At 48.0% G+C, this 24,063-nt stretch carries 20 protein-coding genes; 9 read left to right on the forward strand and 11 right to left on the reverse strand.

Going from position 1 to position 24,063, the window contains the following annotated elements:
* Positions 1–227: 227 nt before the first annotated feature.
* The 10 genes from Q365_RS0121120 to iolD form a co-directional block, all read right to left on the reverse strand.
* Complete coding sequence (locus tag Q365_RS0121120; RefSeq protein ID WP_028025226.1) at positions 228–902, reverse strand: imm11 family protein; 675 nt, start codon at positions 900–902, stop codon at positions 228–230.
* A gap of 530 nt (positions 903–1,432) precedes the next feature.
* Positions 1,433–1,771: a thioredoxin family protein gene (locus Q365_RS0121130; protein WP_028025227.1), complete on the reverse strand. Its 339-nt coding sequence runs from the start codon at positions 1,769–1,771 to the stop codon at positions 1,433–1,435.
* Between the two features lie 54 nt (positions 1,772–1,825).
* Positions 1,826–2,023, reverse strand: a complete 198-nt coding sequence (locus tag Q365_RS0121135; RefSeq protein WP_028025228.1) for a CPXCG motif-containing cysteine-rich protein — start codon at positions 2,021–2,023, stop codon at positions 1,826–1,828.
* A gap of 43 nt (positions 2,024–2,066) precedes the next feature.
* Positions 2,067–2,438 (reverse strand): hypothetical protein, encoded by a 372-nt coding sequence (locus Q365_RS0121140; protein ID WP_028025229.1) that lies wholly within the window; start codon positions 2,436–2,438, stop codon positions 2,067–2,069.
* Positions 2,439–2,743: 305 nt separating this feature from the next.
* Positions 2,744–3,913: a Gfo/Idh/MocA family protein gene (locus Q365_RS0121145; protein WP_028025230.1), complete on the reverse strand. Its 1,170-nt coding sequence runs from the start codon at positions 3,911–3,913 to the stop codon at positions 2,744–2,746.
* A gap of 86 nt (positions 3,914–3,999) precedes the next feature.
* Positions 4,000–4,851, reverse strand: a complete 852-nt coding sequence (locus Q365_RS0121150) for a class II fructose-bisphosphate aldolase (protein WP_028025231.1) — start codon at positions 4,849–4,851, stop codon at positions 4,000–4,002.
* Between the two features lie 24 nt (positions 4,852–4,875).
* Positions 4,876–5,736 carry a 5-deoxy-glucuronate isomerase gene (locus Q365_RS0121155; RefSeq protein ID WP_028025232.1) on the reverse strand — a complete coding sequence of 287 codons (861 nt, stop codon included), beginning with the start codon at positions 5,734–5,736 and terminating at the stop codon, positions 4,876–4,878.
* Between the two features lie 60 nt (positions 5,737–5,796).
* Complete coding sequence (iolC, locus tag Q365_RS0121160) at positions 5,797–6,831, reverse strand: 5-dehydro-2-deoxygluconokinase (RefSeq protein ID WP_035025434.1); 1,035 nt, start codon at positions 6,829–6,831, stop codon at positions 5,797–5,799.
* Complete coding sequence (locus Q365_RS0121165; RefSeq protein WP_028025234.1) at positions 6,824–7,999, reverse strand: Gfo/Idh/MocA family protein; 1,176 nt, start codon at positions 7,997–7,999, stop codon at positions 6,824–6,826. The genes iolC and Q365_RS0121165 overlap by 8 nt, the downstream gene beginning before the upstream one ends.
* Before the next feature lie 38 nt (positions 8,000–8,037).
* Positions 8,038–9,891, reverse strand: a complete 1,854-nt coding sequence (iolD, locus tag Q365_RS0121170; RefSeq protein ID WP_028025235.1) for a 3D-(3,5/4)-trihydroxycyclohexane-1,2-dione acylhydrolase (decyclizing) — start codon at positions 9,889–9,891, stop codon at positions 8,038–8,040.
* Between the two features lie 307 nt (positions 9,892–10,198).
* Between iolD and Q365_RS0121175 the strand changes: the two genes are divergently transcribed.
* From Q365_RS0121175 to Q365_RS0121200, 6 genes are all read left to right on the forward strand, one after another.
* Positions 10,199–11,089, forward strand: coding sequence for a TIM barrel protein (locus Q365_RS0121175; protein ID WP_028025236.1), 891 nt, complete (start codon positions 10,199–10,201; stop codon positions 11,087–11,089).
* An 87-nt stretch (positions 11,090–11,176) separates the two neighbouring features.
* Positions 11,177–12,313: an ABC transporter permease gene (locus Q365_RS0121180; protein ID WP_028025237.1), complete on the forward strand. Its 1,137-nt coding sequence runs from the start codon at positions 11,177–11,179 to the stop codon at positions 12,311–12,313.
* Between the two features lie 55 nt (positions 12,314–12,368).
* A complete protein-coding gene (locus tag Q365_RS0121185) occupies positions 12,369–13,172 on the forward strand; it encodes an ATP-binding cassette domain-containing protein (RefSeq protein ID WP_028025238.1) in 804 nt (267 codons plus the stop codon).
* 130 nt (positions 13,173–13,302) lie between these two features.
* Entirely contained in the window at positions 13,303–14,271 is a 969-nt protein-coding gene (locus Q365_RS0121190; protein WP_245621590.1) for a sugar ABC transporter substrate-binding protein, read from the forward strand.
* 192 nt (positions 14,272–14,463) lie between these two features.
* Positions 14,464–15,513, forward strand: a complete 1,050-nt coding sequence (locus Q365_RS0121195) for a LacI family DNA-binding transcriptional regulator (protein WP_028025240.1) — start codon at positions 14,464–14,466, stop codon at positions 15,511–15,513.
* 118 nt (positions 15,514–15,631) lie between these two features.
* Positions 15,632–16,135: a M48 metallopeptidase family protein gene (locus tag Q365_RS0121200; protein ID WP_028025241.1), complete on the forward strand. Its 504-nt coding sequence runs from the start codon at positions 15,632–15,634 to the stop codon at positions 16,133–16,135.
* 130 nt (positions 16,136–16,265) lie between these two features.
* Here the strand turns inward: Q365_RS0121200 and Q365_RS0121205 are convergent, their stop codons facing one another.
* Positions 16,266–18,221, reverse strand: coding sequence for a HAMP domain-containing methyl-accepting chemotaxis protein (locus tag Q365_RS0121205; RefSeq protein ID WP_028025242.1), 1,956 nt, complete (start codon positions 18,219–18,221; stop codon positions 16,266–16,268).
* A gap of 283 nt (positions 18,222–18,504) precedes the next feature.
* On the opposite strand from Q365_RS0121205, the gene Q365_RS0121210 reads away from it, so the two are divergent.
* The 3 genes from Q365_RS0121210 to Q365_RS0121225 form a co-directional block, all read left to right on the forward strand.
* Complete coding sequence (locus Q365_RS0121210; protein WP_028025243.1) at positions 18,505–19,872, forward strand: MATE family efflux transporter; 1,368 nt, start codon at positions 18,505–18,507, stop codon at positions 19,870–19,872.
* A gap of 416 nt (positions 19,873–20,288) precedes the next feature.
* Entirely contained in the window at positions 20,289–23,057 is a 2,769-nt protein-coding gene (locus tag Q365_RS0121215) for a calcium-binding protein (protein WP_028025244.1), read from the forward strand.
* Between the two features lie 780 nt (positions 23,058–23,837).
* On the forward strand, positions 23,838–24,063 hold a 226-nt coding region (locus tag Q365_RS0121225; RefSeq protein WP_028024667.1), incomplete at its 3' end, for a hypothetical protein.

The raw sequence follows: 24,063 nt of genomic DNA on the forward strand, positions 1-24,063 counted from the left end.
CAAGATCAGCCCTTCATTTTCTCGTTGCTGGCGTAGTGTTTTCTTGATTAGTTTTTGTATGAAAAGGTGTGGATTATTGAAGTCGTTAAATAACAACGGTCAAATAACTTTGGGGCAATTACTGTTGTATGCAATAATATCCATCTATATCACCACTACTTTTATATAAGACGAGAAAGCCTTAGGCCACTTAATACACAGCCTTAATGTTCTTAAATTTAATCGCTTCATTTTTCTATCAGTATTTCTGCAGTTGTCATATTTATATTAGAAGAATCATTTTTCTTTATAATATCTAACAGGCTATCTGAAATTATTTTACTAACCCCTAGTCTCATATCATACCAAGCGGCTTTTCCTAAAACTCTATCCGCATAAAGATTGATCTTTTCGGTGTAGGTATAAGTAAGAGCAGAGTCTTCCATAATTTCCAGGCCTGACACAGGTTTAATTCCACCTGAATCAAGCCTTATTGCGTCTATAACGTTAAGTATTTTCCAAAAAAATGCATCTCCTAGCTTTTTCGATTCCGTATTGAAAATTTCAACAGGGATAAATTGATGACCGCCATGTGGTTCTATATCTTCAATGCTTTTTTTGAGCAATTCAGTGATTAGGGATAGATCACATCTCCATCCTTTATAGTCATATATCATCTCATTTGAGAGAGAAGTTAACTTTTTAGGTAACAAGTCAACCTCCTCATCACTGAGAGGTTTAGATAAAAAGTCAATCTGGGCATGCAATCTATTTCTTCCAGCTCTTCTGACTGCTCTTTGCGTATTGTACTCAAGTTCTTCCAATATCAATGAAAGGGTGTGGACTTTATTCGCATCTTCCTCACTCAGAAATCGAGTCTCTCTCAACGGCAAATGAGAATCCGAGTTCAGTTCTATAGCCATTAGTGTAATTCCTTATCTTTTCGGTTAATTGGCATTGCGCCCATACTTTTTGATGCAGACTGCTCTCACTATTTTGCCATCAATATCTTTGAAAATACTGACTCAACAAAGAGATTCGAAAGGTACAAATCAAATGGTAATTCCGTCATGCCAAGAAAATGTTGGTACACATTGCGTAATGTTCTCGTCAAGATCAGCCCTTCATTTTCTCGTTGCTGGCGTAGTGTTTTCTTGATTAGTTTTTGTATGAAAAGGTGTGGATTATTGAAGTCGTTAAATAACACTGGTCAGATAACTTTGGGGCAGAACCTTCCTACGCTACCGCCCTTCACTTATCGGTACGCGAGACGCAATCACTGTCTTAACTATCCGGCGGAATGTACCAGGAAGTGTATAAAGTAATACTTGATTGTGATCTCAGGACAGAGAGAGTGATTAAGGAATAGACAAAAGATGGATTTGTTTAGTGAATGGTCACAACCCATCATGTTGGACCCATCGAAGGCATACATGATGGGTTGTTCAAGTCGTTAAGCGCCAGCGATTTGCAGCAGTTCTTGCACTTCATGCGTTTCTGTTGGGCGAACAACACGCGCCGCTTCTTCGCCGTCTTTTAGCAAAATCACCGTCGGCCAAAGTTTCACCTTAAAGTGGCGTCCTAATCGTTTTCCTTTGCCATCAAACACCTTGATGTGCAGCATCGTGGTAGGTTCAAGGACTTCTCGAATGGCGGCTTGTGCTCCCTGACAATGAGGGCACCATGGTGCGCCAAATTCGATGACGGCAAGGCCTTTCAGATGTGTGACATCTTCAATGGACGGTGCGTCTTCTTCGTAATCAGGTTTAAACCCGATTGTTGATGCTTTCATTGTGTGTTCTTCCTTGAAGCTTATGTTTCTGGATTTGAGGTGTTGGGCTGGGCGTCAGAACGCATCATTTTCATGATGCACTGAGACGTACAGCGATCCATCGTTTTCTTGCTGGACGAAAAAGGTAATAGGGCGGCAACATACTTGGCAGTCTTCAATGTATTGCTGTCCGCTGTCTTCTGCGTCGATAAGCACTTGAATAGACTCGCCGCAATACGGGCAATCAATGGCTCTTTCTTCCAGTTCTGTCATTCACCGTTCCCTTTTCACATTTTGCTAAGACCAACGGCTAAAACTAAATCCAGCGTTTGATGGCGTCAGCGGTGTCGCTTGGGTTGGTGTTGAAGCAAATCGCAGCTTCCGGTGCCGCCATATGGGCGGCATTGACCAAACGTTCGAAGACGAGGAAATGATCGTCATCACGACGCACACCTGCACCAATCAGCACACAATCGTAGCCTTGATTTTCGAGCGCTTTTGTTGCGGTCTCGAAGGCTGTGTCACCATCACGAATATAGTGAAGCACCACGTCATAACCCTGCGAGATTAAGTTGTCTCGGTCGCCTTCTAGTGCGGCGAGAAGTTTTTCTGCGCTCATGCCGGGCCATTTATCATAGTTAACAACGTCTGGATGCCAGCCGAACAAGGCGACTTTTTTATCACTCATAGATCCTCCGATCATTTTCGTTTCCACGACCAATGTATCGCTGATTGGTCTGGCGTTGTTGTCTGATTTATAAGCTTAGAGTATCAATTTGCGACAGGGAGAAAGTCTCTGTGATACAGATCTTGTGATTGGTAAACCGCAGAAGGGAAGGCACTTTCATTCAATAAGGGGATAAAAAGGCGAGCAGACCGACGACGGGTTTACTGCTCGCAAAGCATGGTAACTGTCAAATCAGTGAACCCGATTCGGTTGGGCTTGAAACGCCATTTAGCCGAAGGCTCATTGTTTGGTTAGATTTTTCAGGGTTAGGTTAGATTTTTCAGCGGTTCCCACTTGCCGTCGTTGTCCGATGAACGCACGGCGGCATAGACAAACGCCATCCCATACGCGCCTTCTTCGACCGTGGGGTTACACAGCGACAGAGCGTCGGGCGTTTCCCCTAATATGTCATCGACGATATTAGAGGCAAAATCGTAGTAAAGATTGGCAAACGCCTCGCGATAACCCTCAGGGTGACCAATGGCAACGTGTGACACGCGCTCGCCAGCTGCGGTTAGTCCAACACCGCCTTTGGTCAGAACGTAGGCAGGTCTATCCAGTGGCCTCACCAGCAGTTCATTAGGCTGCTCCTGATGCCATTCAATGCCACCTTGAGTGCCATGCAGGGTGAGGTTCAAACCATGAACTCCGCCAGCGGCGGCCTGTGTTACCCAAAACACGCCTCGTGCATTGTTGGGATAACGTAAAAGGATCCCGCAATAGTCATCAGCGGTTCGGCCTTCCACGACGGCGGTGACGTCGGCACTCAGCGATGCGGCTTCCATGCTCATCACATAACTGGCGAGGTGGTAGCTGTGTGTGGCGATATCGCCAAGGATCAGTGAAGGGCCAGCCAGTTCTGGTTTCATGTGCCAGTTTGAGCCTGAACGCTCTGAGTCGGTCAATGTGGCGAGATGCCCCTGCACATAGTTACTTTGCACCATGGTAATATCACCAATCACACCTTGTGCAACCAGTTCTTTTGCCTCTCTCACCATGGGGTAGCCGCTGTAACCATACGCGACACAGTAGCGTTTTCCTGCGGCTTTAACGCGTTTGACCAAGTCAGCAGACTCTTCTTCTGTCATGGTCAACGGTTTCTCGCAGAAGACATTGAAGCCAGCTTCCAATGCGCGAACAGACAGCTCGTAGTGGCTGTTATTTGGCGTCATGATGGCAAGCGCATCGATGGGCTCTTCCTCGTTAGCTTCACCCGCAAAAAGTGCATCAGGGTCGCCATAAGGGCGAGCAATACCCATGGCCTTGCCTGCCGCAATGGAGCGTTCAGGGTTGGAAGAAAATACGCCAGCCACGACATCGAATTCTTCGTGCATGGTTGAGGCTGAACGGTGAATCGAGCCGATAAAAGAATCTGGGCCTCCACCAATAACACCTAGCCGTAATCTTCTTCCCAACTTGCTGTATGCCTTGCTCATTCTTACGTCCTTTTTGAATAGAGTCGTGATTCACGATGGCTTGCTTGTGACAAAGCAAGTCAGCTACTTGATTAAAGCGACGTCAGCTACTTGATCAAAGGCTGACGGCTAGAGGCAAGCAGTGCAATCACCCGTGCTGCTTCATATTGCAGAGCTGGCATGGCTTTACCCCCAAAATACTGGCTATCGTATTTGTCGGGTTCATTGTCCATGCATTCTCGGATTTTTTGCCCAAATGCCATGCGAAGAGTGGTGCCGACATTGAATTTGGCGACTCGCTGCTGCTTGAGCTTGAGAAGGTCTGGCTCTGCAATACCCGTGGTGCCGTGAATGACCAAAGGCAGGGTTGTGGCCATTTCAATTTGCTTTAACAACTCGAAATCGATCGGGCTGTTTGCTTCAGTTTTCCGGTGAACATTGCCCACAGAAACCGCGAGCGCATCGATGCCACTCTCTTGGGTGTAGCGCGTGGCTTCCGCAGGCACGGTGGACATGGATATGATGTGGTCACGACCTTCTTCATACGGCACTGACCCCAATTCCCCTTCCACCGTCACGCCAACGGCGTGCGCCACATCAACCACTTGGCGGGTACGGCGGATGTTTTCTTCCAGTGGGAGTTGGGAGCCGTCAAACATGACAGAGCTAAAGCCTGAATGAATGGCGCGATAAACAATGGATTCTTCGTAGCAATGGTCTAAGTGAACAACCACTGGCACAGAACTGGCTTTGGCCATTGGTACTAAAAGCCCGCCCATGGCTTCAACGCCTGCCAAATCCACCATGTCTTTGTTCACCGCGAGAATCACAGGTAATGACAAGGATTCAGCGGCAGCAATAATGGACTTTGCTTCTTCGATACCAAAGACATTACAGCAGGCGACTGCGCCATCAGACACTGCGGCGGCTGGGAGTAACTCATTCAGATTGACTAGCATCAGACCGTCCTTTTTTGATCGCGATTATTTAAATTTAGCAACCATGTCTTTGATACCGGGAATGGTATGCACTTGATATTCGTGGTGAGGGTCAAAGTGCTGAACCAATGACTTGCTTGTTTCACCGACGATGATGGTGAAGTAATACATCTCATACCCCGGCGCTGCGACGGAAGGGTGGTAGCCCTTGTCGATGGCAATCACGCTGCCTGTACGAACGTGATAAACAGGGCCGCAGTCATCTTCATGCTCATAAAGAAACTGAGCGCCAAAGCCGAAGTCAGGATTAAATCGGAATTGGTACACTTCTTCATAGCGTGTTTCTGCGGGTGGGCGTTCTTCATCATGCTTATGAGGCGGGAAACCGGACCAGCCGCCTGCACCAACGGTGAACAATTCACTGACCATTAAGCGGCCTCGTTGATCAGCGTTTTTCTGACCGAGGATATGCTTAATTTTGCGGTGCGTTTTAGTATCGTCGCTGCCGTATTGGATCTTGTCCGTGTCTTCCGGCGCGATCGCAAATGACGTTAGAGGGTTGCTGCCTTCTTCGGCGGCGAAACGTCCGCCTGCAATCATCACATCGGCGGTGTCAGAGACACAGGTAATGGTGACCTCGCTGCCGACTGGCGCGTAAACCGCTGCGGGATCGCCATCCCATACGTGGGCGCGCTTACCGATGCTGCTATAGGTTTGACCATCAACCGTGATGTCACAGGTGCCACCTGCGAGGACGACGGCTGATTCGTAATTTTCCAGCGAGTAGCTGTAACTTGCGCCTTGGTGCAATTTCACAGGATTGAAATAACACAGCGGTGTGGTGTCGTCGTTAACGCCAACAATAGGCTCATTTTTGTTATCAAATGGCGGGATATGTTTTCCCATGATCTACTCCTTAAATCAGTGTCTTAACGCTTCCTTGCCCTGCATATGAGTGGGCGTCAATTAAGGCTGCGTTGAAAATTGGTATCCGCGGTTTGCCATAAAATCTTTCAATGCGGGCAGGGTCGACATGGCATCGCCACACGTGTCGCCAGTGACATTGATAGCCGCATTTGCTGCGCCCATGGCTGCCGCATCTTGGAGCGAATATTGATTGAGCAACGCAAACAGAAGTGCTGCGGCGAAAGCATCGCCAGCGCCGTAGGGTTTGCGCGCTTCGACATTAAAGATGGATTGTGAGCGTTTGAGTAAGTTGCCGTTACCGTCTAGCCCGAAAAGATCGCAGCCTTCAGCGCCTGCCTTAATCACCACGAGTTCAGTGCCGCCACTGAGCAACTCAGACGCTGCATTGATGTGGCTTTCCTCGTTGTCATGAGGAATGCCCATCACTTCGTACTCTTCACGATTACCGATAACCACGTCGCTGAGCGATGCCGCTAAACGATAGTAATGGGCAGGGTCGGCTGCAGTCGCCCATGAGTAGGGGCGATAATCCAAGTCCAGTACCACTAAAGTGCCTGATAGCTGTGCGGTCTGCATGGCAGAAAGCGTGGCTTCTCGTGATGGGCTGGTGGACAGCGCAGTGCCAGAGACAAACAAGCAATGCGCTGACGCCAGATATTCAGCGCTGATGTCGGTTGTCATCAATGCCAAATCGGCGGCGTTGTTGCGATAAATCACCACCTCGGGTTCTGGTCGTAATTCTGCAACGGCGAGGCTGGTGCGGTATTCGCCAAATAAGGTTTTTACGCCCGCGAGATCGATGCCTTTCCCTTGCATGTAATGGCGTACGTATCGGCCTTGCGCATCATCAGATAGGCAGCCAATGAAGCCGGGTTTTGCGCCCAATGTGGCTAAGCCAATGGCCACGTTGGCGGGAGACCCGCCCACACATTTCTTGAAGCTGGATTCTGTGGTGAAATCCGCGCCATCTGTGTTGCCGTAGAAATCGACACCGGCGCGACCCAGACAAATTACGTCGAGGGGGCGATCGATGCTTTTTTCCCAGCCAGAGAGATGAATTTGCGTATCAGTCATAGTCCACCCATATCGCGCCATTGTCCGCAGACTTCACGCAGGCATTGACCAGTTTGACGCCATCAATGCCGCCATCAATATCGGGGTACCAGTGGCTTTCAAGAAAGGCTTTGTCGTTGCGTTCGAATGCATCGATGGCGAGTGCATAACGGTGGTAAATGTTCGCCCACGATTCAAAGAAGCCTTCAGCGTGACCACCCCCTTGACGGTTGCAAGACACGCCCGGCACATCTTGATAAAGATAGCCCATGCCGCGCTCAAGAATGCGCACGGGTTCCCCCTGTACTTCATATCTGAGCTGGTTAGGGTATTCGTCCCACCACTCTAGGCTGGCTTTTTCGCCGACCACACGTATCTTCTGCTGGTGCATGGAGCCTGAATTAACCGCACTTGCCCATAGTGTGCCGACTGCGCCGCCTTCAAAGTTGAAAACCACATGCGCGTTATCTTCGAGAGGGGCACGAGATTCAATAAAACTTTGGCGAGAGCACATCAGAGATTTCACTTTCAATCCTGTGATTAACCCAGCCATGTAGAACGGGTGAGTACCGCAGTCACCAATGATAAAGCTTGGCCCAGACACCTCTGGATTCATGCGCCATTTCGCACCAGGGTTGTCTTTTTCGACTTCCAGATTATGGAACCCGTGGGCGAATGACATTTGCACCACGCGCACTGCGCCAATATCGCCCCGTTGCACCATCTCTCTGGCTTGCTGCACCATTGGGAAGCCGGTATAGCCGTACATAACTGCGACCATCTTGTTCTGTTTTTCCGCTAGTGCTTTTAGCTCAAGGGCTTCTTCAACATGAATGGTCACGGGCTTTTCACACACCACATGCAAACCCGCTTCGAGTGCGGCTTTAGCGATTTCTGCGTGAGTAGAGTTTGGCGTGGCGATGGAAACGGCTTGAATGCCATCCTCACGCTTGGCTTCTTCTGCAAACATGGTTTTGTAATCGGGGTAGCAGCGGTCGGCGGCAAGCCCCAAATTCATACCAAATTCTTTGCCACGTTCGGCGTTGAGATCGAGTGCGCCAGCGACAAAACTGAACAAACGATCACGCTGTGCTGCGGCGCGGTGTGAGTAGCCAATTTCACTACCACGACCGCCGCCGACCATGCCCCAACGAATCGGGGACTCAAAGTGCATTTCTTCATTGAACATAGTGCGCTTCTCCTGAAATCTAATCCGTTAGGTCAAAATCACACGCCACGGCGCTGATGTTTACGGCCTTCTTCCCATTGGTCTCGGGCGTTAGCAATGCTCTCGTTATCTGTCACTTCCGACAGTCCAACTTCCCACCACGCTTCACACGAAGACCAAACGGTGTCGTCAATATCCACGACGATGACGTAAGTGCGGTCAGAAGCTTTTGCGCGCGCATAGGCATCTTCAAGCTCGTTGAGGTTTGTCAGTTTTTCTGCGTTGGCACCAAGCCCACGTGCATGGCTAACAAAGTCCACACGCGGTAGGTCGTAGTCGCGCTCGGTGGTGCAATCTTCTAATTGGTTATTGAACGCCGTGTTGCCTGTGTTGGTTTGAAGCTTGCGAATCACAGCAAAACCGCCGTTGTCGCAAACAAACACAATCATCTTGTGGCCAGTGAGCACTGAGCTGTAGATGTCACAGTTCATCATTAAATAGGAACCGTCACCGACCATGACGATGGACTCTTTGTCTGGTCGCGCAATTTTGTTACCCCAGCCTGCGGCAATTTCATAACCCATGCATGAAAAGCCAAATTCCACATCCAGAGAGTAGGGATGACGAGTCTGCCAGTTCATGTTGATTTCGGCGGGTAATCCCCCTGCTGCAGTGATCACGCGGTCACCTTCCTCGGTGAGTGCATTCACTTTGCCAATGACTTGCGCGTAAGAAGGCAGCTCAGTGTCTGACGCGGCAGTGCGTTGGTTGACGATCTCGTCCCATGCTGCTTTTTCTTGTTTACCTTTGGTCGTCCAACTGTCGTCGGTTTGCCACGTATCTAAGTGGTCACTGAGTGGTTCAATCGCGGCTTTTGCGTCCGCAATAATGGATTGCGCCCTGTGCTTGTTCGCATCAAAGCGACCCGCATTGATGCTGATGAGCTTCATGTCGGGGTCGCGGAACAAGGTCCATGACCCTGTGGTGAAATCTTGTAAACGGGTTCCAATGGCCAGCACCAAATCCGCGTCATAACACATGTGGTTAGCGCTGTTTGAGCCTGTCGCTCCGATAGGGCCGCAGTTGAGAGGGTGTTTGTCGTCAAGCAAGGTTCGACCTGCGATGGTTTCAACCACTGGGATTTGATGTTTTTCTGCAAAGCGTGTCAGGGCGTCACGTGCGCCAGAATAAAACACGCCGCCTCCCGCAATGATCAACGGGCGTTTCGATTGTTTGATGGCCTCTGCAGCGAGCGCCAAATCCTCGGTTTCCGGTTGTGGTCGACGAATGCGATGCACTCTTGGTTCGAAGAAGCTTTCAGGGAAATCCCACGCTTGGCCTTGCACATCTTGTGGCAAAGCAATCATAGCGGGGCCGCAGTCGGCAGGGTCGAGCATGGTTGCAATGGCTTGTGGTAACGCCACGGTCAGTTGAGATGGCGCGTTGATGCGATCCCAAAAGCGGGTAACGGCCTTGAACGCATCGTTCACGGTCAGCGACGGATCAGCGAAGTGCTCCGTTTGCTGCAATACCGGATCGGGCAGACGAGATTGGAAGGTATCGCCGGCAAGCAAAAGCAAGGGGAGTCGATTGGTGTGCGCCACGCCTGCTGCTGTGATCATGTTGGTTGCACCAGGGCCGACCGACGACGTTGCAATACCAATTCTTCTGCGTTGGTGTGTTCGTGCATAGGCAGTGGCAGCCAGTGCCATGGATTGCTCGTTCTGTCCACGCCATGTCGGGAAAACAGACTGGTTTTCATAGAGTTGCTGACCGAGGCAAGTCACATTGCCGTGACCAAAAATGGCAAACGCGCAACCAAAGAGAGATTCAATTTTCCCTTCATTATCAATTTGTTGTGCCGCCAAGTAACGGACAAGTGCTTGTGCCGTTGTAAGTCTAATTGTTCTCATCTGTGTACTCCACTCAGATTCTTAACATCCCTGCTTTGATGAAATAGTAGCCTTGTAATGAAAATGTTTTCAAATAGTAAAAGCTAAATAATCAGACCTCGCGCACGTTTTTTATTCAAATTGAGTGACTGAGCGTTTAATGCGCAAATGTGAGACGAGCATTTCGTTGACAAAATGAAATCAATACCATAATTGTTTAAAAAGTGTTAACGAGAGTTTAAATGTTTTGATGGTGTTGGGCTGGGGCGTTAGAAGGCCAACGTTATTGAAGCTCCCAAATAGAAAGAGTCGAGTAGGAGGCTTTGCTTTGGAATTAAAAATCGCCAATGCACCGTGTTCATGGGGAATTGAGTTTGCTGACAATCCAGCAAATCCAACATGGCAAACAGTGTTAGATGAAATTGCGGGCGCGGGTTATGGCGCGACAGAATTGGGTCCACTCGGCTATTTGCCCACAAACAAAGATGAGCTAAGTACAGCACTCTCTTCGCGAACGCTTGGCTTGGTGGCTGGTACCTTGTTTGTGCACCTACACAAAGCTGAGGAAAGAGAGGCAATTTTCGAAAAAACACACACAACGTGCCAGATACTGCAGCAGCAAGGCGCGCAGTTTTTGGTGGTCATCGACCATGTGTCTTCACCAAGAACGGATCAAGCGGGGCAGGCTGCTACGGCGACTCGACTGAATGACGAACAATGGGACGCCATGATGGAAACGCTACGTGGCGTTGGTGAAATTTGTGCGCAATACAATGTTACGCCGACCCTTCACGCACATGCAGGCACTTACATTGAGTACCGTGATGAGCTTGATAAGGCAATGCGAGACCTTCCCCCTGAGCTGATGTCGTTGTGTGTTGACACTGGACATTGTGTCTATGCAGGTATGGACCCAAGCGAAGTATTACGAACTTACAAAGACCGCGTTAAGTATCTACATTTTAAAGACATCAATGCAGGTGTGCTCGTGGAGTCTGTGGCAGCTGGAACCGATTTTTACACAGCGATTGGAAACAATATCTTTTGCCCTCTTGGACAAGGATGTGTGGATTTTGCTGATGTACGTCAAACCTTGATAGATATCGACTTCAAAGGCTGGGTCACGGTAGAGCAAGACACGGATCCTGCTGCCAAAAGTGATGCCAAAACAGACGCAGAAAAAAGCCGTTCTTTTATTGAAAAGGCGGTTCTTCACTAAGCGAATATGCGACAAAAACAGGAAGTTGCGCATTCATCTGAATTTTGGCTTTTGGCCAGATTGGAAGTAAGGAATTAGGAGGCAAGTATGTCGGTAAAAGAAACCGCATCAGAAACGGAGACTCAACCTGCAGGTGGAGCGAATGATGAACGAGTTCGTAAGGTTTCCTTTGTAAGCGGGTTGCTATCTCGCCCTGAACTGGGCTCGGTATCAGGCGCTATTTTAGTTTTCGTGTTCTTCGCGCTGGTTGCGTGGGATTCAGGCATGTTCAATGCCGACGGCATCATGAACTGGACAACCGTATCAGCGCAGCTCGGCATTATTGCTGTCGGTGCGTGTTTGTTGATGATTGCTGGTGAATTTGACCTTTCCATCGGTTCGATGATTGGTTTCGCGGGCATGATGATTGCGATACCTGCCGTGTATTGGGGCTGGCCTGCATGGGCGGCGATTATCTTTGCGTTTGCAGGGGCGATGGCTGTCGGATTTTTAAACGGTTACATCGTGGTGAAAACGGGGCTACCTTCTTTTATTGTTTCGCTCGCTTTCCTCTTTATTCTTCGCGGTTTAACCATTGCACTGTCAATCATGCTGACCAACAAAACCATTCTTTCTGGTGTGGGTGATGTTGCAGAAGGTGATTGGTTGGCCTCTATGTTTGGGGGTGAGATAGGGACAGGATTATTCACCTGGCTCGGCAACATTGGCTGGCTTGAAACATACTCGGACGGCACACCCGTGGTCACAGGCATTCCAATGGTTGTGGTGTGGTGGTTCTTGCTAACAGCTGTGTGTTCATTTGTGTTGCTACGTACTCGCTTTGGTAACTGGATCTTTGCAGCAGGCGGTGATGCAAACGCGGCGAAAAACGTGGGTGTACCTACGGATCGCGTCAAAATCATGCTGTTCATGTTCACTGCATTTTGCGCCACGGTCTTTGCCGCTTGTCAGGTGTTTGAATTTGGTTCGGCAGCCGCAGATAGGGGCTTGTTGAAAGAGTTTGAGGCCATTATCGCCGCGGTAATCGGTGGGGCACTGCTCACGGGTGGTTATGGTTCTGTGATTGGTGCTTTCTTCGGTGCGCTGATTTTCGGTGTGGTGCAGATGGGTATCTTCTTTACGGGTGTGGATTCAGATTGGTTCCGCGTTTTCCTCGGCGTGATGCTTTTGATTGCGGTGTTGTTTAACAACTTCATTCGCAAGAAAGTCACGAGCGCACGATAGCAGGGTGTAAACGCACCTTACTGCCGAACTGAAAACGGATTTTAGGAGAAACACAATGTCTGAATACATCCTCGAAATGAAAAAAGTCAGTCGCTATTTTGGCTCTGTTATCGCGCTGAAAGACATCGATATGGAAGTCAAAATGGGCGAAGTGCATTGCTTGCTCGGTGATAACGGGGCAGGTAAATCCACTCTGATCAAAACCTTGGCCGGTGTACATACACCGTCAGAAGGTGAGTTCTTGATGAACGGTGAACCCGTGAAGTTCAAATCACCGCGTGATGCGCTGGATGCGGGTATCGCGACGGTTTATCAAGATTTGGCATTGGTGCCTTTGATGAGTGTGACGCGAAATTTCTTCATGGGACGCGAACTGACCAAACGTATTGGGCCTTTCGAAGTGTTTGATACGGCGCGTGCTAACGAAATCGCCAAAGCCGGTATGAAAGACATGGGGATCGATGTACGCGACCCCGAGCACCCGATTGGCACCATGTCAGGCGGCGAACGCCAATGTTTGGCAATTGCGCGCGCCATTCACTTCGGTGCAAAAGTATTGATTCTGGATGAGCCAACCGCAGCACTGGGTGTGAAGCAATCAGCAAACGTGTTGAAAGTGATCGCGAGAGCGCGGGGTAAAGGGTTAGCGGTGATTTTGATCACGCACAACGTTCACCATGCCTTCCCGATTGCTGACCGCTTTACCTTGCTAAACCGTGGTAAGAGCTTGGGCACGTGGATGAAGAAGGACGTAACACGAGAGCAGATTCTAGAAATGATGTCCGGTGGACAAGAGCTAGAAACGCTAGAAGCAGAATTAGCAGAATTCGAGCGCGCAGACACTGCAGAAGCGAATTAGGCTATTAATAGAGCAAGAAAGAGTAAGCACAGGGCAGCGTTGCTGCCCAACCAAAACGCCGTGGGTAAGTGGACAAAAGGAAAGACCTGTCCCTTAGCCATGACATTATAAGTAGATTGGAGAACACTGGATGAATACCCTACTTAGATCTGTAGCAAAGAGAGCATCGGTACTTGTTTTGGCTTTAGCTGCCAGCGTGGGTGCAATGCTTCCTAGCACCGCATTGGCAGAAGGTGAGCGTTTCGTATTGGTTAGCCATGCACCTGATTCTGATTCATGGTGGAACACCATTAAAACGGCGATTAACCAAGCGGGCGAGCAGCTAGATGTAAAAGTGGAATACCGTAATCCACCATCAGGTGATTTGGCGGATATGGCGCGCATCATCGAACAAGCCGTGGCATCGAACCCACAAGGGATCATCACCACGATTGCCGATTATGAAGTGTTGAAAGGTCCACTTGAGAAAGCGCGTAAGAAAGGCATTCCTATTGTTACCATGAACTCTGGTACGCATCAGCAAAGTGAAGATTTAGGCGCGATCCTCCACGTGGGTCAACCTGAGTACGATGCGGGCTATGGCGCGGGTAAACGTGCGAAAAAAGACGGCGTGACCTCTTTTGTGTGTGTTAACCACTACATCACAAACCCTGCTTCTGTAGAGCGCTGTCAAGGTTTCGCGGACGCGTTAGGTGTTGAGTTGGGCAGCCAAATGATCGATGTTGGACAGGATCCAACGGGTATCGAGAAAAAAGTATCGGCTTACCTTCGCTCAAACCCAGATACGGGTGCGGTACTGACGCTTGGCCCTACATCTGCACATCCAACTCTGCGTGCGCTTGAGAAAACACGCAAGCTTGGCAACATTTACTTCGGTACGTTTGACCTGAGCGGTGAAATTGCGCAAGCAATCAAAGATGGCAACATCCAATGGGGTATTGACCAACAGCCGTTCTTGCAAGGTTACATCCCTGTGATGGTATTGACCATGTACAACCGCTACGGCATTGCACCATCAAACAACATCAACTCTGGTCCGGGTTTCGTGACGAAAGACAATGTTGCTTTGGTTGAAGATTTAGCTGGCGAATACCGCTAGTCCTGATTGAGCAGTGAAGGGGCATTCTCTCATCCCTCCTTGCCCCTTCACTTGCTCAAGTAAATGTGTTTTGTCGTTAAGCAATGCGCAAAGGCACTAAATGTCGTTGCAAGAATGAAAACAATTTCATTATGATAGCCCGTTAGTTATGGAGCATTTTTCGATTCGCTAAAACAGCAAAGCAGGGTAGCTATGACATTCAGTAAATTAGTCGCGACAGTTGAAAGCACACCAACCAAGAAGCGAAAAGTCACGGTGGTTGAGGTGGCAGAAGCGGCAGGGGTGTCTGTGTCTGCGGTGTCACGTGCGTTTAACCCTGAAGCGAGTATCTCCCGTCCATTGCGAGAGAAAGTGTTTAAGGCTGCAGCTTCACTGAACTACAAACCCAACCGCTTAGCTCGAGGCATTAAATCGAGATCCAGTCTTGTCGGGATACTGATGACGGACTTCAATAACCCTTTCTATTTGCCCATCCTCAATAGTTTTACGACCGAGATTCAACGCCGAAACTGCCACAGTTTGCTGATCAATGTGAATAGTGACATGGACATTCAAGAAGCGGTTGAATTGGTCATGGAGTACAACGTGGATGGACTCATCATTACGTCTGCTTCTTTGCCTGAGCAATTGGTGGAAGCGTGCAAGTCTCAAGATACGCCCGTCGTGATCTTTGGTCGTGACTCGAATGAAAACAGTGTCACTGTGGTGAGTTGTGACAACGTGTTGGCGGGCAGAATGGCCGCTGATATGTTGCTTGATGCAGGCTATGTGAAACCCGCGTTTGTGGCGGGGCCGATTGGCACATCAGCGACGGTTGATCGTCAACGTGGCTTTATTAGTCGCTTGATGGAGCGTGGCTGCAACCAATGGCAAGTGGTCGAAGGCGGCGAATTCAGTTATGACGCTGGATATGACGCGACGCTACGAATATTCAAAGGCACCGAACGTCCTGATGCAATGTTCTATGCAGATGACATTATGGCCTGTGGCGGTATGGACGCTTTGCGTTATGAGCTGGGAGTGAAGATCCCAGAAGACGTGGGTGTGATTGGTGTTGATGATATTCGCCTAGCGAAAAGCCGTTCTTATGACCTTTCGACAATCAGACAACCCAACGACCAGATGATTTTGTCGAGCATCGACGCTTTGTTTCAGCACATCGCCGATCCTAATCTTCCCGCCCAATCGATTACTCTTCCTTGCGAACCTGTGGTGAGAGGCTCTACGCAAAAAGGGCGCTAAATCTGAGTCGTTAGGTGCGCCTCTATTGGGGCGTCAACACATCGGCTTTCGACGCGCTTGGGGATTGTTGAGGATGCTGATAGCATACTGTTCCTAATTAGCGCGATATGAACCTGCAATGAATCCATCTCTTCGATATTTGAACGGTTATCCCGAGCACTTGGTCTCTCAAATTGAACACCTTGTTGAAAGTGGCAAGCTCGGTGCTTGGCTCGCTAAACGTTATCCTGATAAGCATGCTATTACGTCAGAAAAGGCGTTATATGACTATGTTATGGGGTTCAAAAATCAATACCTCAAAAAGTCTTCGCCGATCAGCAAAGTCGCTTACGACGGTAAAATCCATGTGGTGAATAATGCGCTGGGTCTGCACAGTTTTGTCTCGCGTGTTCACGGTAACAAGTTAAAAGCAAAGAACGAAATTCGCATCGCGTCTATGTTCAAAGAAGCGCCCGAGCCGTTCTTACGCATGCTGGTGGTGCATGAATTGGCGCACCTGAAAGAGAAAGAACATAACAAAGCCTTCTATCAGCTTTGCTGCCATATGGAGCCGGATTACCATCAATTAGAGTTTGATGCGCGTCTGTACCTTATTCACTTGGAAAGCGAAAAGCAGAAATAAACAACGATTCAAACAATCTGAAGATCTCTAACATTGAGCATCGTCAGGTGAATTGAGCATTAGCATGAAAAAAACGCGCCTCAGTGGGCGCGTTTTTGCGTTGTGTATGCCGGTTATTACGCGATGGTCATTAACCGAGTGAGAACTTGCCGACAATGTCATTCACACTGCGAGTGATAGACGTTAAGCCGCTGGCTTCTTTCGACAAGGTATCTGCGCCCGACGCAGTGTTTTTCGCTAAGGTCGTGAGTTCACTCACTGATTGGTTAATGTTGAGCACCACGGTGTTTTGCTCTTCTGCTGCCACCGCGATTTGATTATTCATGTCGCGAATGCTGGCTACAGAAGCGGTGATCGACACCAGGGCTTCTCGCGTCTTGTTGGCTTTCTCAGAGGTTTCCGATGCTTCTTTCATACTCACGCGCATAGAGTCTACTGAACGCTTTGACTCGCTTTGTAGGCGCAATATAAGCTCTTGAATTTCTTCTGTGCTTTGTTGCGTTCGGCTTGCCAAACTTCGTACTTCATCGGCCACCACCGCAAAGCCTCGTCCTTGTTCACCCGCGCGCGCCGCCTCAATGGCCGCATTCAAGGCTAGGAGGTTGGTTTGTTCGGCAATGCCACGGATCACGTCCAAGATGCTTCCCACATTCTTGGTTTCGTTCTCTAAGTTCTCAATGATTTCACTCACATCACCCATGTTAGTGACCAGTGAGTCGATACTGGAACGGGTCTGATCGAGGACAGCTTGGCCTTGATTAGCGTGCTCATCGGCTTGGCTGGCTAACTCTGACGCTTGCTGGGCATTCTGAGAAATGTTGTCGACCGTATCCGTGAGTTCATTCATGGCTTCGGAGGTTTGCCCCAGTTGGTCTGCTTGCGCTTCTGAGTTACTCGCGGTGTCTTTGGTGACATCAACCAAGGTGTTCGACGCGCCATTTAAGGTGTCTAACGATGTTTTTAATTGCGTGACGATGTCACGCAGATTGGTGCTCATGTCTCCCATTGCGGCATAAATGCCCGTTGCATTTTTCTTGCCTGAAAAGTCTTGCGTGAGGTCGCCCTCTGCAATACTGCGCGCCATGTTTTCAATGTTCCTAGGTTCGCCCCCGATGGGTTTACGAATGGCTTTGGTAACCAATAAACTGAGAATAATGCCAAAAAGAATAGCAACAGCCGACGCGATCATGACTAAGTTTACCGCAGCCTCGCTATCCCTTTGCGCCTCTGGGCCTAGGGTGTCTTGAGATGTTCTGATAGAGGATTTGAAGTCACCAAGGTTGGTGGTGACCTGAGGGCCAATCATATCAAGCGTGTTTGCAATTCTGTTGTTTCGCGTGGCAATGATCTCTGCCGTGCCTTGCAGGGCGGAAATATAGGTACCGCGTGCTTGGGTAAATGCTTCTATGCGTTCTAAGTCAGCTTGGGATATTGATATGCGCTTTAGGGAACTGAAGGGCACAAGGAGATTGTTGAGTTCTGACAAAGAACGTTTAAGGTCGGCCTCTGAGTTACTGATTAAAAATTTGGCGGCAAACAAGCGTCCCAGCAGCAGTTTCTCTTGAATTTGGGACGCATAATAGAGAGGTTCAACGGCACCCATTAGCTCCGCGTCTTTGATGACCTCTGACATGATTTGACGCATTTTAAGACCGTTAGGGTCTAGCTCACTCGACACGAGCGCATTTCGATCTTGGAAGTCTTTGACGACCAAAGAAAATGTTTCGCTATACGTTTGGAGGAGCTGCTTTGACTCCTCAAGTTCTTTGATGCGATCCGGTGCTTTCTCATGTGACAGTATGGTGTCGATCAGTGCGGTTATTTGCAACATGTCAGCTTGCACTTTGTCGATTTGTGCGGGGTCTTGATTCTTTAAGTATTTCAGAACGCCAAGTCGGGCACTTAATAGTGTGGATTGCGCTTCACTTGCTTCATTGGAACTTCGCGCAAGCGCTCGATAATCGGTGAAGTTTTTATACCCTTCTGACAGGCCGCTATAACCGATAACAGACACGACGAGTAGCAAGGCAAGAATGGCAGAAAACGAAACCATTAATTGTTGCCCCAGCCTTAAGTGACTTAACATTGAAACTTCTCCCCTACATCCAATCCAGTAATTAAGAAAATAATCAGACTATTAACAAATAGCTCAAAAACGGGGCGCTCACTATCTAAACCCTCTCTTTTAGTGGGGACGGAAGGACATTTCTATTTGGCTCGATTGCGTGAGTTCGGTTGTCTTGTGATCTGTCGTGATATAGACCGTAACTAACAGTTTGTTTTACATCGTATTACATTTCGCATTTCTGACTTCATAACTATATAGTAAATAAAAAAGTTTATTAAAAAGAAAAAGGCTAGGAGGCGCGATGACTGAAGATACTTACTCATTCTTTCTCAGGCGAGTTTGGTTACTAGGGTTACCACTCGTATTGCAAAGTCTATTTTTCAGCAGCGGTGGCTTCATTGATAACCTCATGGTGAGTCAACTGGGTACACAAGAAGTGGCTGCTTCAAGTATTGGCGCTCGCGTGTTTTGGCTCGCGGGGATATTCATTTGGGGCATGGGAACGGGGATGGGCGTCATATTGGCGCAGTACTGGGGAGCCAAAGACGAAGTAGGGTTGCGCAGGAACTTTGCCCTTGGAGCGACCTTTTCAACCCTCGCCTCAATGCTTATCTTCCTCTTTGTTTGGTTTTTTCCTACGGCCATTCCTTCCCTGTTTAAAGCAACAGGCGAAACGGCCACCTTGGCGGCCGATTATCTGCAGATCATCAGCGTCGCGCTCTTACTTGCAGGCCCGACCATTTCGATGGATTCTGCACTGCGTTCGCTCGGTAAAACCAAAGTCACGCTTTATATGTCGATCGTCGAGATCGGGTTCAACATAGGGCTTAGCTTTGTGCTTATCTTTGGCCATTTAGGTTTCCCTGAGATGGGCTTGATCGGCGCTGGGATAGGTACCTTGAGTGCTCGAATTCTGCGGGTGGTGATTTCTCTTATCACCATTTATGTCTCTACGCCTGTTTTGATTCTCACGCGCAAAGATTTTGCTTTCCGATCGTCAACCTTGTCGCGCTACCTCAATATCACTGCCCCAATCATCGCAGGCAGTTTGATGTGGAGTGGTGGCATTTTTACCTATCAACTGATCATGGGAAGAATGGGTGAAACGGAACTTGCCACGATGGCCATTATTTCTTCGCTAGAGGCGCTTTCGCTATGTATCGCTTCCGGGTTGTCGAGCGCAACGGCGATTGTTATTGGTAATGCGCTAGGGGCAAACAAGCTTGCGATTAGCGAGAAATATGCGCGCTATGCGCTAAAAACAGCAGTCATCGTCGGGCTGGTTTGCGCCGCTATTATTTTGTCGGTACAAAGTCACGTTCTTAGCCTTTATTCCGAAGTGAGTGATGACGTGCTTTCGTTGGCGGCATTGTGCTTTCCGGTATTGGCGTTGAGTGCGTTGGTGAGAAACATCAATATCACCTTGATTGTGGGTGTGCTTCGCGCGGGTGGCGATGCCAAGTTTTGCATGAATATGGATGTGGTGTGCCAATGGATTTGGGCGGTTCCAATGACAGCGTTGGCCGCCATGTGGTTTGAGCTTCCGTTGCAGTATGTATTTTTGATGATGACCTCAGAAGAGATTGTAAAACTCTATCCTGCGATTAAGCGGGTATTTGGAAACAAATGGGTGAACAATTTGACGGAGGAGAAACCAGCGAGCGCCTAACCAAAGATCTTAGCAGGTGGCTGTTTGCCCAATTTTTTACAGCTTGCAGCCTATTTGTTTGGATACTTTACAGTTGGTGGAAATTTCTCATTTATTGAGCACCAAAATCTTCAAATTGGTCATTCTTTAGGCGCAAATTGATATCTATTCATGCTTTCTTAATTGATGTATTAATTCCGGCTCGTCAAAACTGGTGACTTTCTACTGAACCTCACTCCTGCTTATTGCTGATGACTGTCTTGTCAATAAAACTACTGTCACAAGCAACGTTGGATGAACGTTAGATATCTCTAATATGAGATGAGTAATTAAATATTGAGACAATGGATTAAGCTCAACGCCAATCACTAGCCTCTCTCTTTAACTTATTCGATGTTTATCTCGCGTCACAATAAATAGAGACAGAGGACAGGGACATGGCGACGATTAACGGTACAGGCGGCGCAGATTTTTTATACGGCTCCGACGAAACTTCGACCAATTTGTTGATGAACGGCGACTTCGAAGCATGGGGTAATGACGCCTCTGATCAGTGGGGTCTATTCCATGACCATCAAGTCGCTGGCTGGTACACCCCAGGTAAAATGAAAATTGAACTTCAACAAGGCGACTTCGGCGGCACGCCAGATAATCCTTCGTCTAACACTGTCCTTGAGCTGGATTCAACAGGTAACACGTGGGTGCAACAAGACATCGACGTCACCAACCTGACGGAAGACGGTGATGCATCCATGACGTTGTCATTTGATTACGCGAACCGCTACAAAGGCGACAACCACTCGACCAGCCAATTTGAAGTTAAAGTGATGGATAACGACGGCAACGTCTTATACAGCAAATACTTTGACAACACCCAGTCCAACGAAAGCTACCATAACTTCGAAATCGATTTCTCAGTGCCTGAGGGAACGACGGGCGTTACATTGCGCTTTGAAGGTAAAGGTCAATCTGACAGCTACGGTGCGCTGATCGACAATATTTCATTGACGAATAACGCCGCCGGTAGCCTAGATGACACGATCTATGGCTATGAAGGCGATGATCACATTGACGGTGGCCAAGGCGTCGACACAATTTATGGTGGCGAAGGCAACGACACCATTGAAGGTGGTGAAGGCGACGATACCATTTATGGCAACAACGGCTTCAGTAACGGCACACGTGAGCTGTTAATCAATGGCGACTTTGAAGACGGTTATGGCGACAACACAAGCAACCAGTGGGGCTTGTTCCACGACCATCAAGTCACAGGTTGGTACACACCAGGCACCAATAAGATTGAACTTCAACAAGGTACGTTTGGCGGCACGCCACAAAACGACGTAACCAACACGGTGCTAGAACTTGATAGCCACAGAAACACTTGGGTACAGCAGGATGTAAACATTACAGGTCTTGCTGACGATGGTGATGCAGTACTGTCCTTGAGCTTTGATCACGCGAACCGTTATCGTGGTAGCGACCATTCAACCAGCCAATTCGAAGTCAAAGCATTCGACCAAGAAGGCAAGGTTATCTACTCGAAGTATTTTGATAACACGCAAGCCAACGATCACTATGTTTCGTTTACGGCTGATATCGTTGTTCCTCAGGGCGAAGATTTTGTCACTATCCGTTTTGAAGCGGAAGGTAAGTCAGATAGCTATGGTGCGTTGATCGATAATGTGTCTCTTAAACAAAAAGTAAATGTTGAAGATGACAATGACACGATTTCTGGCGGTGCGGGTAATGACACCATTTACGGTGAGCAGGGCGACGATACGATTGATGGCGGTGCAGGTGATGACACCATTTTTGGTGGTAATGAATCAACCCGCGTTTTTGAACTGTCTCATCAAGATGATGCCACTGTATATGCACTTCAAGGCGAAGATGAAGTCACGATTTCATTGAGTGATTTTACCCATAGTGCTGCATATAACAATAGTGTCGGCTACTACGTATTCGACGAAAATGGCAACGTTATCCGCGCAGCTGTAATTGTTGATAATGTAAAAAATATCACAGACGTGAGCGTTGACATTGATGTGTCTGGAGGCGTGTCATTTGGAATGTTCCTTATACCAAATGGTGACCGTAAAGGTTTTGACGTAGGAGACGTGGAAATCGATCTGTCTGGGTCTAGCTCTACGATTACTCAAGGTAGCGCGAGTTCGGTGGTTTACGTATCAAATGCCGCAGAAAATGGCGATGGAAACGACCACGAAAACGTAGACGGCAACACGTCCTCATGGGAAGACCTTTGGAATTTGGGTGACCGTGACTTCAACGACACAACCTTTAGCATTACGGTTGAGCAAAAGAAAGTGTACTCAGACAATGACACTATCAATGGTGGCGAAGGTAACGACGTTATCAACGGTGGTGGCGGTGATGATGTGATACACGGCGACGCTGGTAATGACAATATCAAAGGCGGCAACGGCGATGATACTTTGTATGGCGATGCGGGTGATGATGTTATCAACGGCGGCAACGGTAATGACACCATTTACGGTGGTGATGGCGACGACCTCCTGATTGGTGCAGGTGGTGATGACTCGCTGTTCGGTGGCGCAGGTAACGATGTACTGAGAGCAGGGTATGACAACGACATCGTGATGGATGGTGGCGCAGGTCTCGATCTATATCAAGGTAGTGAAGGCAATGACACCATGTTCTTCGACCAAGAAGACTTCTCTGATATCGCCTTCTTGCAAGAGCACGGCACGATTTATATTGGTAATCGCGGGTTTGACCAATTGATTGTTGAAGGCGATGCGAATGTTGATTTAACCGGTCAATCTTACGGCGTTGCTGAAGATGCCCTTAAACCGATTGCCAATGTTGAAGCGGTTGTTGCCGGTGAGGGCGAACAAACAGTGACAGCAAACGCGTTTGCCATTAAGTCTCAGTCTGACCCTCTGCAATCGGAATCACTCGTTGATCCAGGTGATTGGGATGGATTTGTTGCTTACTTGGGCGAAGGTGACGACACCTTTAATCTGGAAGGGGCAGGCTGGTCCTATGATGCGTCAGCGACGCCGACGGCAGATCTGTCAGCAGATATGATTGCGTTCATGAACCTGACTGAGGCTCAGGCAAGTGATTTGGATTCTTATGTATTCACGACGTCTTCAGGCAGTTCGGTCACAATCTGGACTGATGCGGAAAACATCTACCAAGATGGCGTGGAAATCATCTAATCACGATTGAGTGAAATAATAATAAAAAACCCGCCTGTGGCGGGTTTTTTATTTCTGGAGAAATATTTATTGATTTGTATGAGGTCAATTTAAACTTTTTTCTTTATATTCGCATTCACATTCACATTCATCTTTATCTTCACCTTTGATTTTGGCTTGGATAAATAAGTAATATTCTTTTTGTGCCGATTTATTGTCATCTCGTGCCTATTATCTTTGTATTTAAAATCTACCGGTCTCCTCATCTTGTGATTTTTGTTTTGTGATTTTTCTCTTTTGGTTATTTATAAAATCATTTCATGCCATTTTGCTGTCATTTTTATATCGCTGAAAGTGAAAGTGTAGAAAAGGCTAGTTGTTGGCTTTGGTGATAAACCATTTTAATATTAGTGAGTTGGCGGGTTTTTCTGTCGAGTTCTTTTTCAGTGCTGGCGGTCAAATCGTTTGAATGAAGATAAATTGGTACTTTCATCACTATTTTTAGCGTTTGCTTATGTTTATATTGCCTTTAATATCAATGGTTTGGGTTTGTATTTGATTATTTTGTTGGCGTGTGTGTCTGTTTTCATGCCAAATGTATTAAGAGTTTCTCATTATTTATTATTGTTTTAGTTTTGAGTTATTGAACACGCATTGTCTCGAATCTAGGAAGTGGCTAGTATTACCGCGATTGAAGAGTGAAGCGAATTTATCAAAAAATAGGATTCTGTTGTGGGTCTTTGGCTTGACATTAATTTGCGCTCGAATTTGCCAGTTTCAATGATAAATTAAGGATTGACGATGACAAACGTGACGGGAACTAACGGTCAGGATTTCTTGTACGGTAACCAAAATGAGAGCCAGAATCTTTTGGTGAATGGCGACATGGAATCTTGGGGTGATGATGCTGGTAAAGCACACGCACATATCAAAGACACCTTCTTCTCAGGTTGGTATACGCACAACAATGGAACAATCGAAGTTCACCAAGGTAATGGGAAACTAAATAAAGCACTTCAAAACGACA

The organism is Enterovibrio calviensis DSM 14347 (assembly GCF_000621165.1).
GTDB lineage: Bacteria > Pseudomonadota > Gammaproteobacteria > Enterobacterales > Vibrionaceae > Enterovibrio > Enterovibrio calviensis.

Bases quoted from the DNA above. Each gene is read 5' to 3' on its own strand.
- Q365_RS0121120 (WP_028025226.1), bottom strand. From the start codon at position 902: ATGGCTATAGAACTGAACTCGGATTCTCATTTGCCGTTGAGAGAGACT.
- Q365_RS0121130 (WP_028025227.1), bottom strand. From the start codon at position 1,771: ATGAAAGCATCAACAATCGGGTTTAAACCTGATTACGAAGAAGACGCA.
- Q365_RS0121135 (WP_028025228.1), bottom strand. From the start codon at position 2,023: ATGACAGAACTGGAAGAAAGAGCCATTGATTGCCCGTATTGCGGCGAG.
- Q365_RS0121140 (WP_028025229.1), bottom strand. From the start codon at position 2,438: ATGAGTGATAAAAAAGTCGCCTTGTTCGGCTGGCATCCAGACGTTGTT.
- Q365_RS0121145 (WP_028025230.1), bottom strand. From the start codon at position 3,913: ATGAGCAAGGCATACAGCAAGTTGGGAAGAAGATTACGGCTAGGTGTT.
- Q365_RS0121150 (WP_028025231.1), bottom strand. From the start codon at position 4,851: ATGCTAGTCAATCTGAATGAGTTACTCCCAGCCGCCGCAGTGTCTGAT.
- Q365_RS0121155 (WP_028025232.1), bottom strand. From the start codon at position 5,736: ATGGGAAAACATATCCCGCCATTTGATAACAAAAATGAGCCTATTGTT.
- iolC (WP_035025434.1), bottom strand. From the start codon at position 6,831: ATGACTGATACGCAAATTCATCTCTCTGGCTGGGAAAAAAGCATCGAT.
- Q365_RS0121165 (WP_028025234.1), bottom strand. From the start codon at position 7,999: ATGTTCAATGAAGAAATGCACTTTGAGTCCCCGATTCGTTGGGGCATG.
- iolD (WP_028025235.1), bottom strand. From the start codon at position 9,891: ATGAGAACAATTAGACTTACAACGGCACAAGCACTTGTCCGTTACTTG.
- Q365_RS0121180 (WP_028025237.1), top strand. From the start codon at position 11,177: ATGTCGGTAAAAGAAACCGCATCAGAAACGGAGACTCAACCTGCAGGT.
- Q365_RS0121185 (WP_028025238.1), top strand. From the start codon at position 12,369: ATGTCTGAATACATCCTCGAAATGAAAAAAGTCAGTCGCTATTTTGGC.
- Q365_RS0121190 (WP_245621590.1), top strand. From the start codon at position 13,303: ATGAATACCCTACTTAGATCTGTAGCAAAGAGAGCATCGGTACTTGTT.
- Q365_RS0121195 (WP_028025240.1), top strand. From the start codon at position 14,464: ATGACATTCAGTAAATTAGTCGCGACAGTTGAAAGCACACCAACCAAG.
- Q365_RS0121200 (WP_028025241.1), top strand. From the start codon at position 15,632: ATGAATCCATCTCTTCGATATTTGAACGGTTATCCCGAGCACTTGGTC.
- Q365_RS0121205 (WP_028025242.1), bottom strand. From the start codon at position 18,221: ATGTTAAGTCACTTAAGGCTGGGGCAACAATTAATGGTTTCGTTTTCT.
- Q365_RS0121210 (WP_028025243.1), top strand. From the start codon at position 18,505: ATGACTGAAGATACTTACTCATTCTTTCTCAGGCGAGTTTGGTTACTA.
- Q365_RS0121215 (WP_028025244.1), top strand. From the start codon at position 20,289: ATGGCGACGATTAACGGTACAGGCGGCGCAGATTTTTTATACGGCTCC.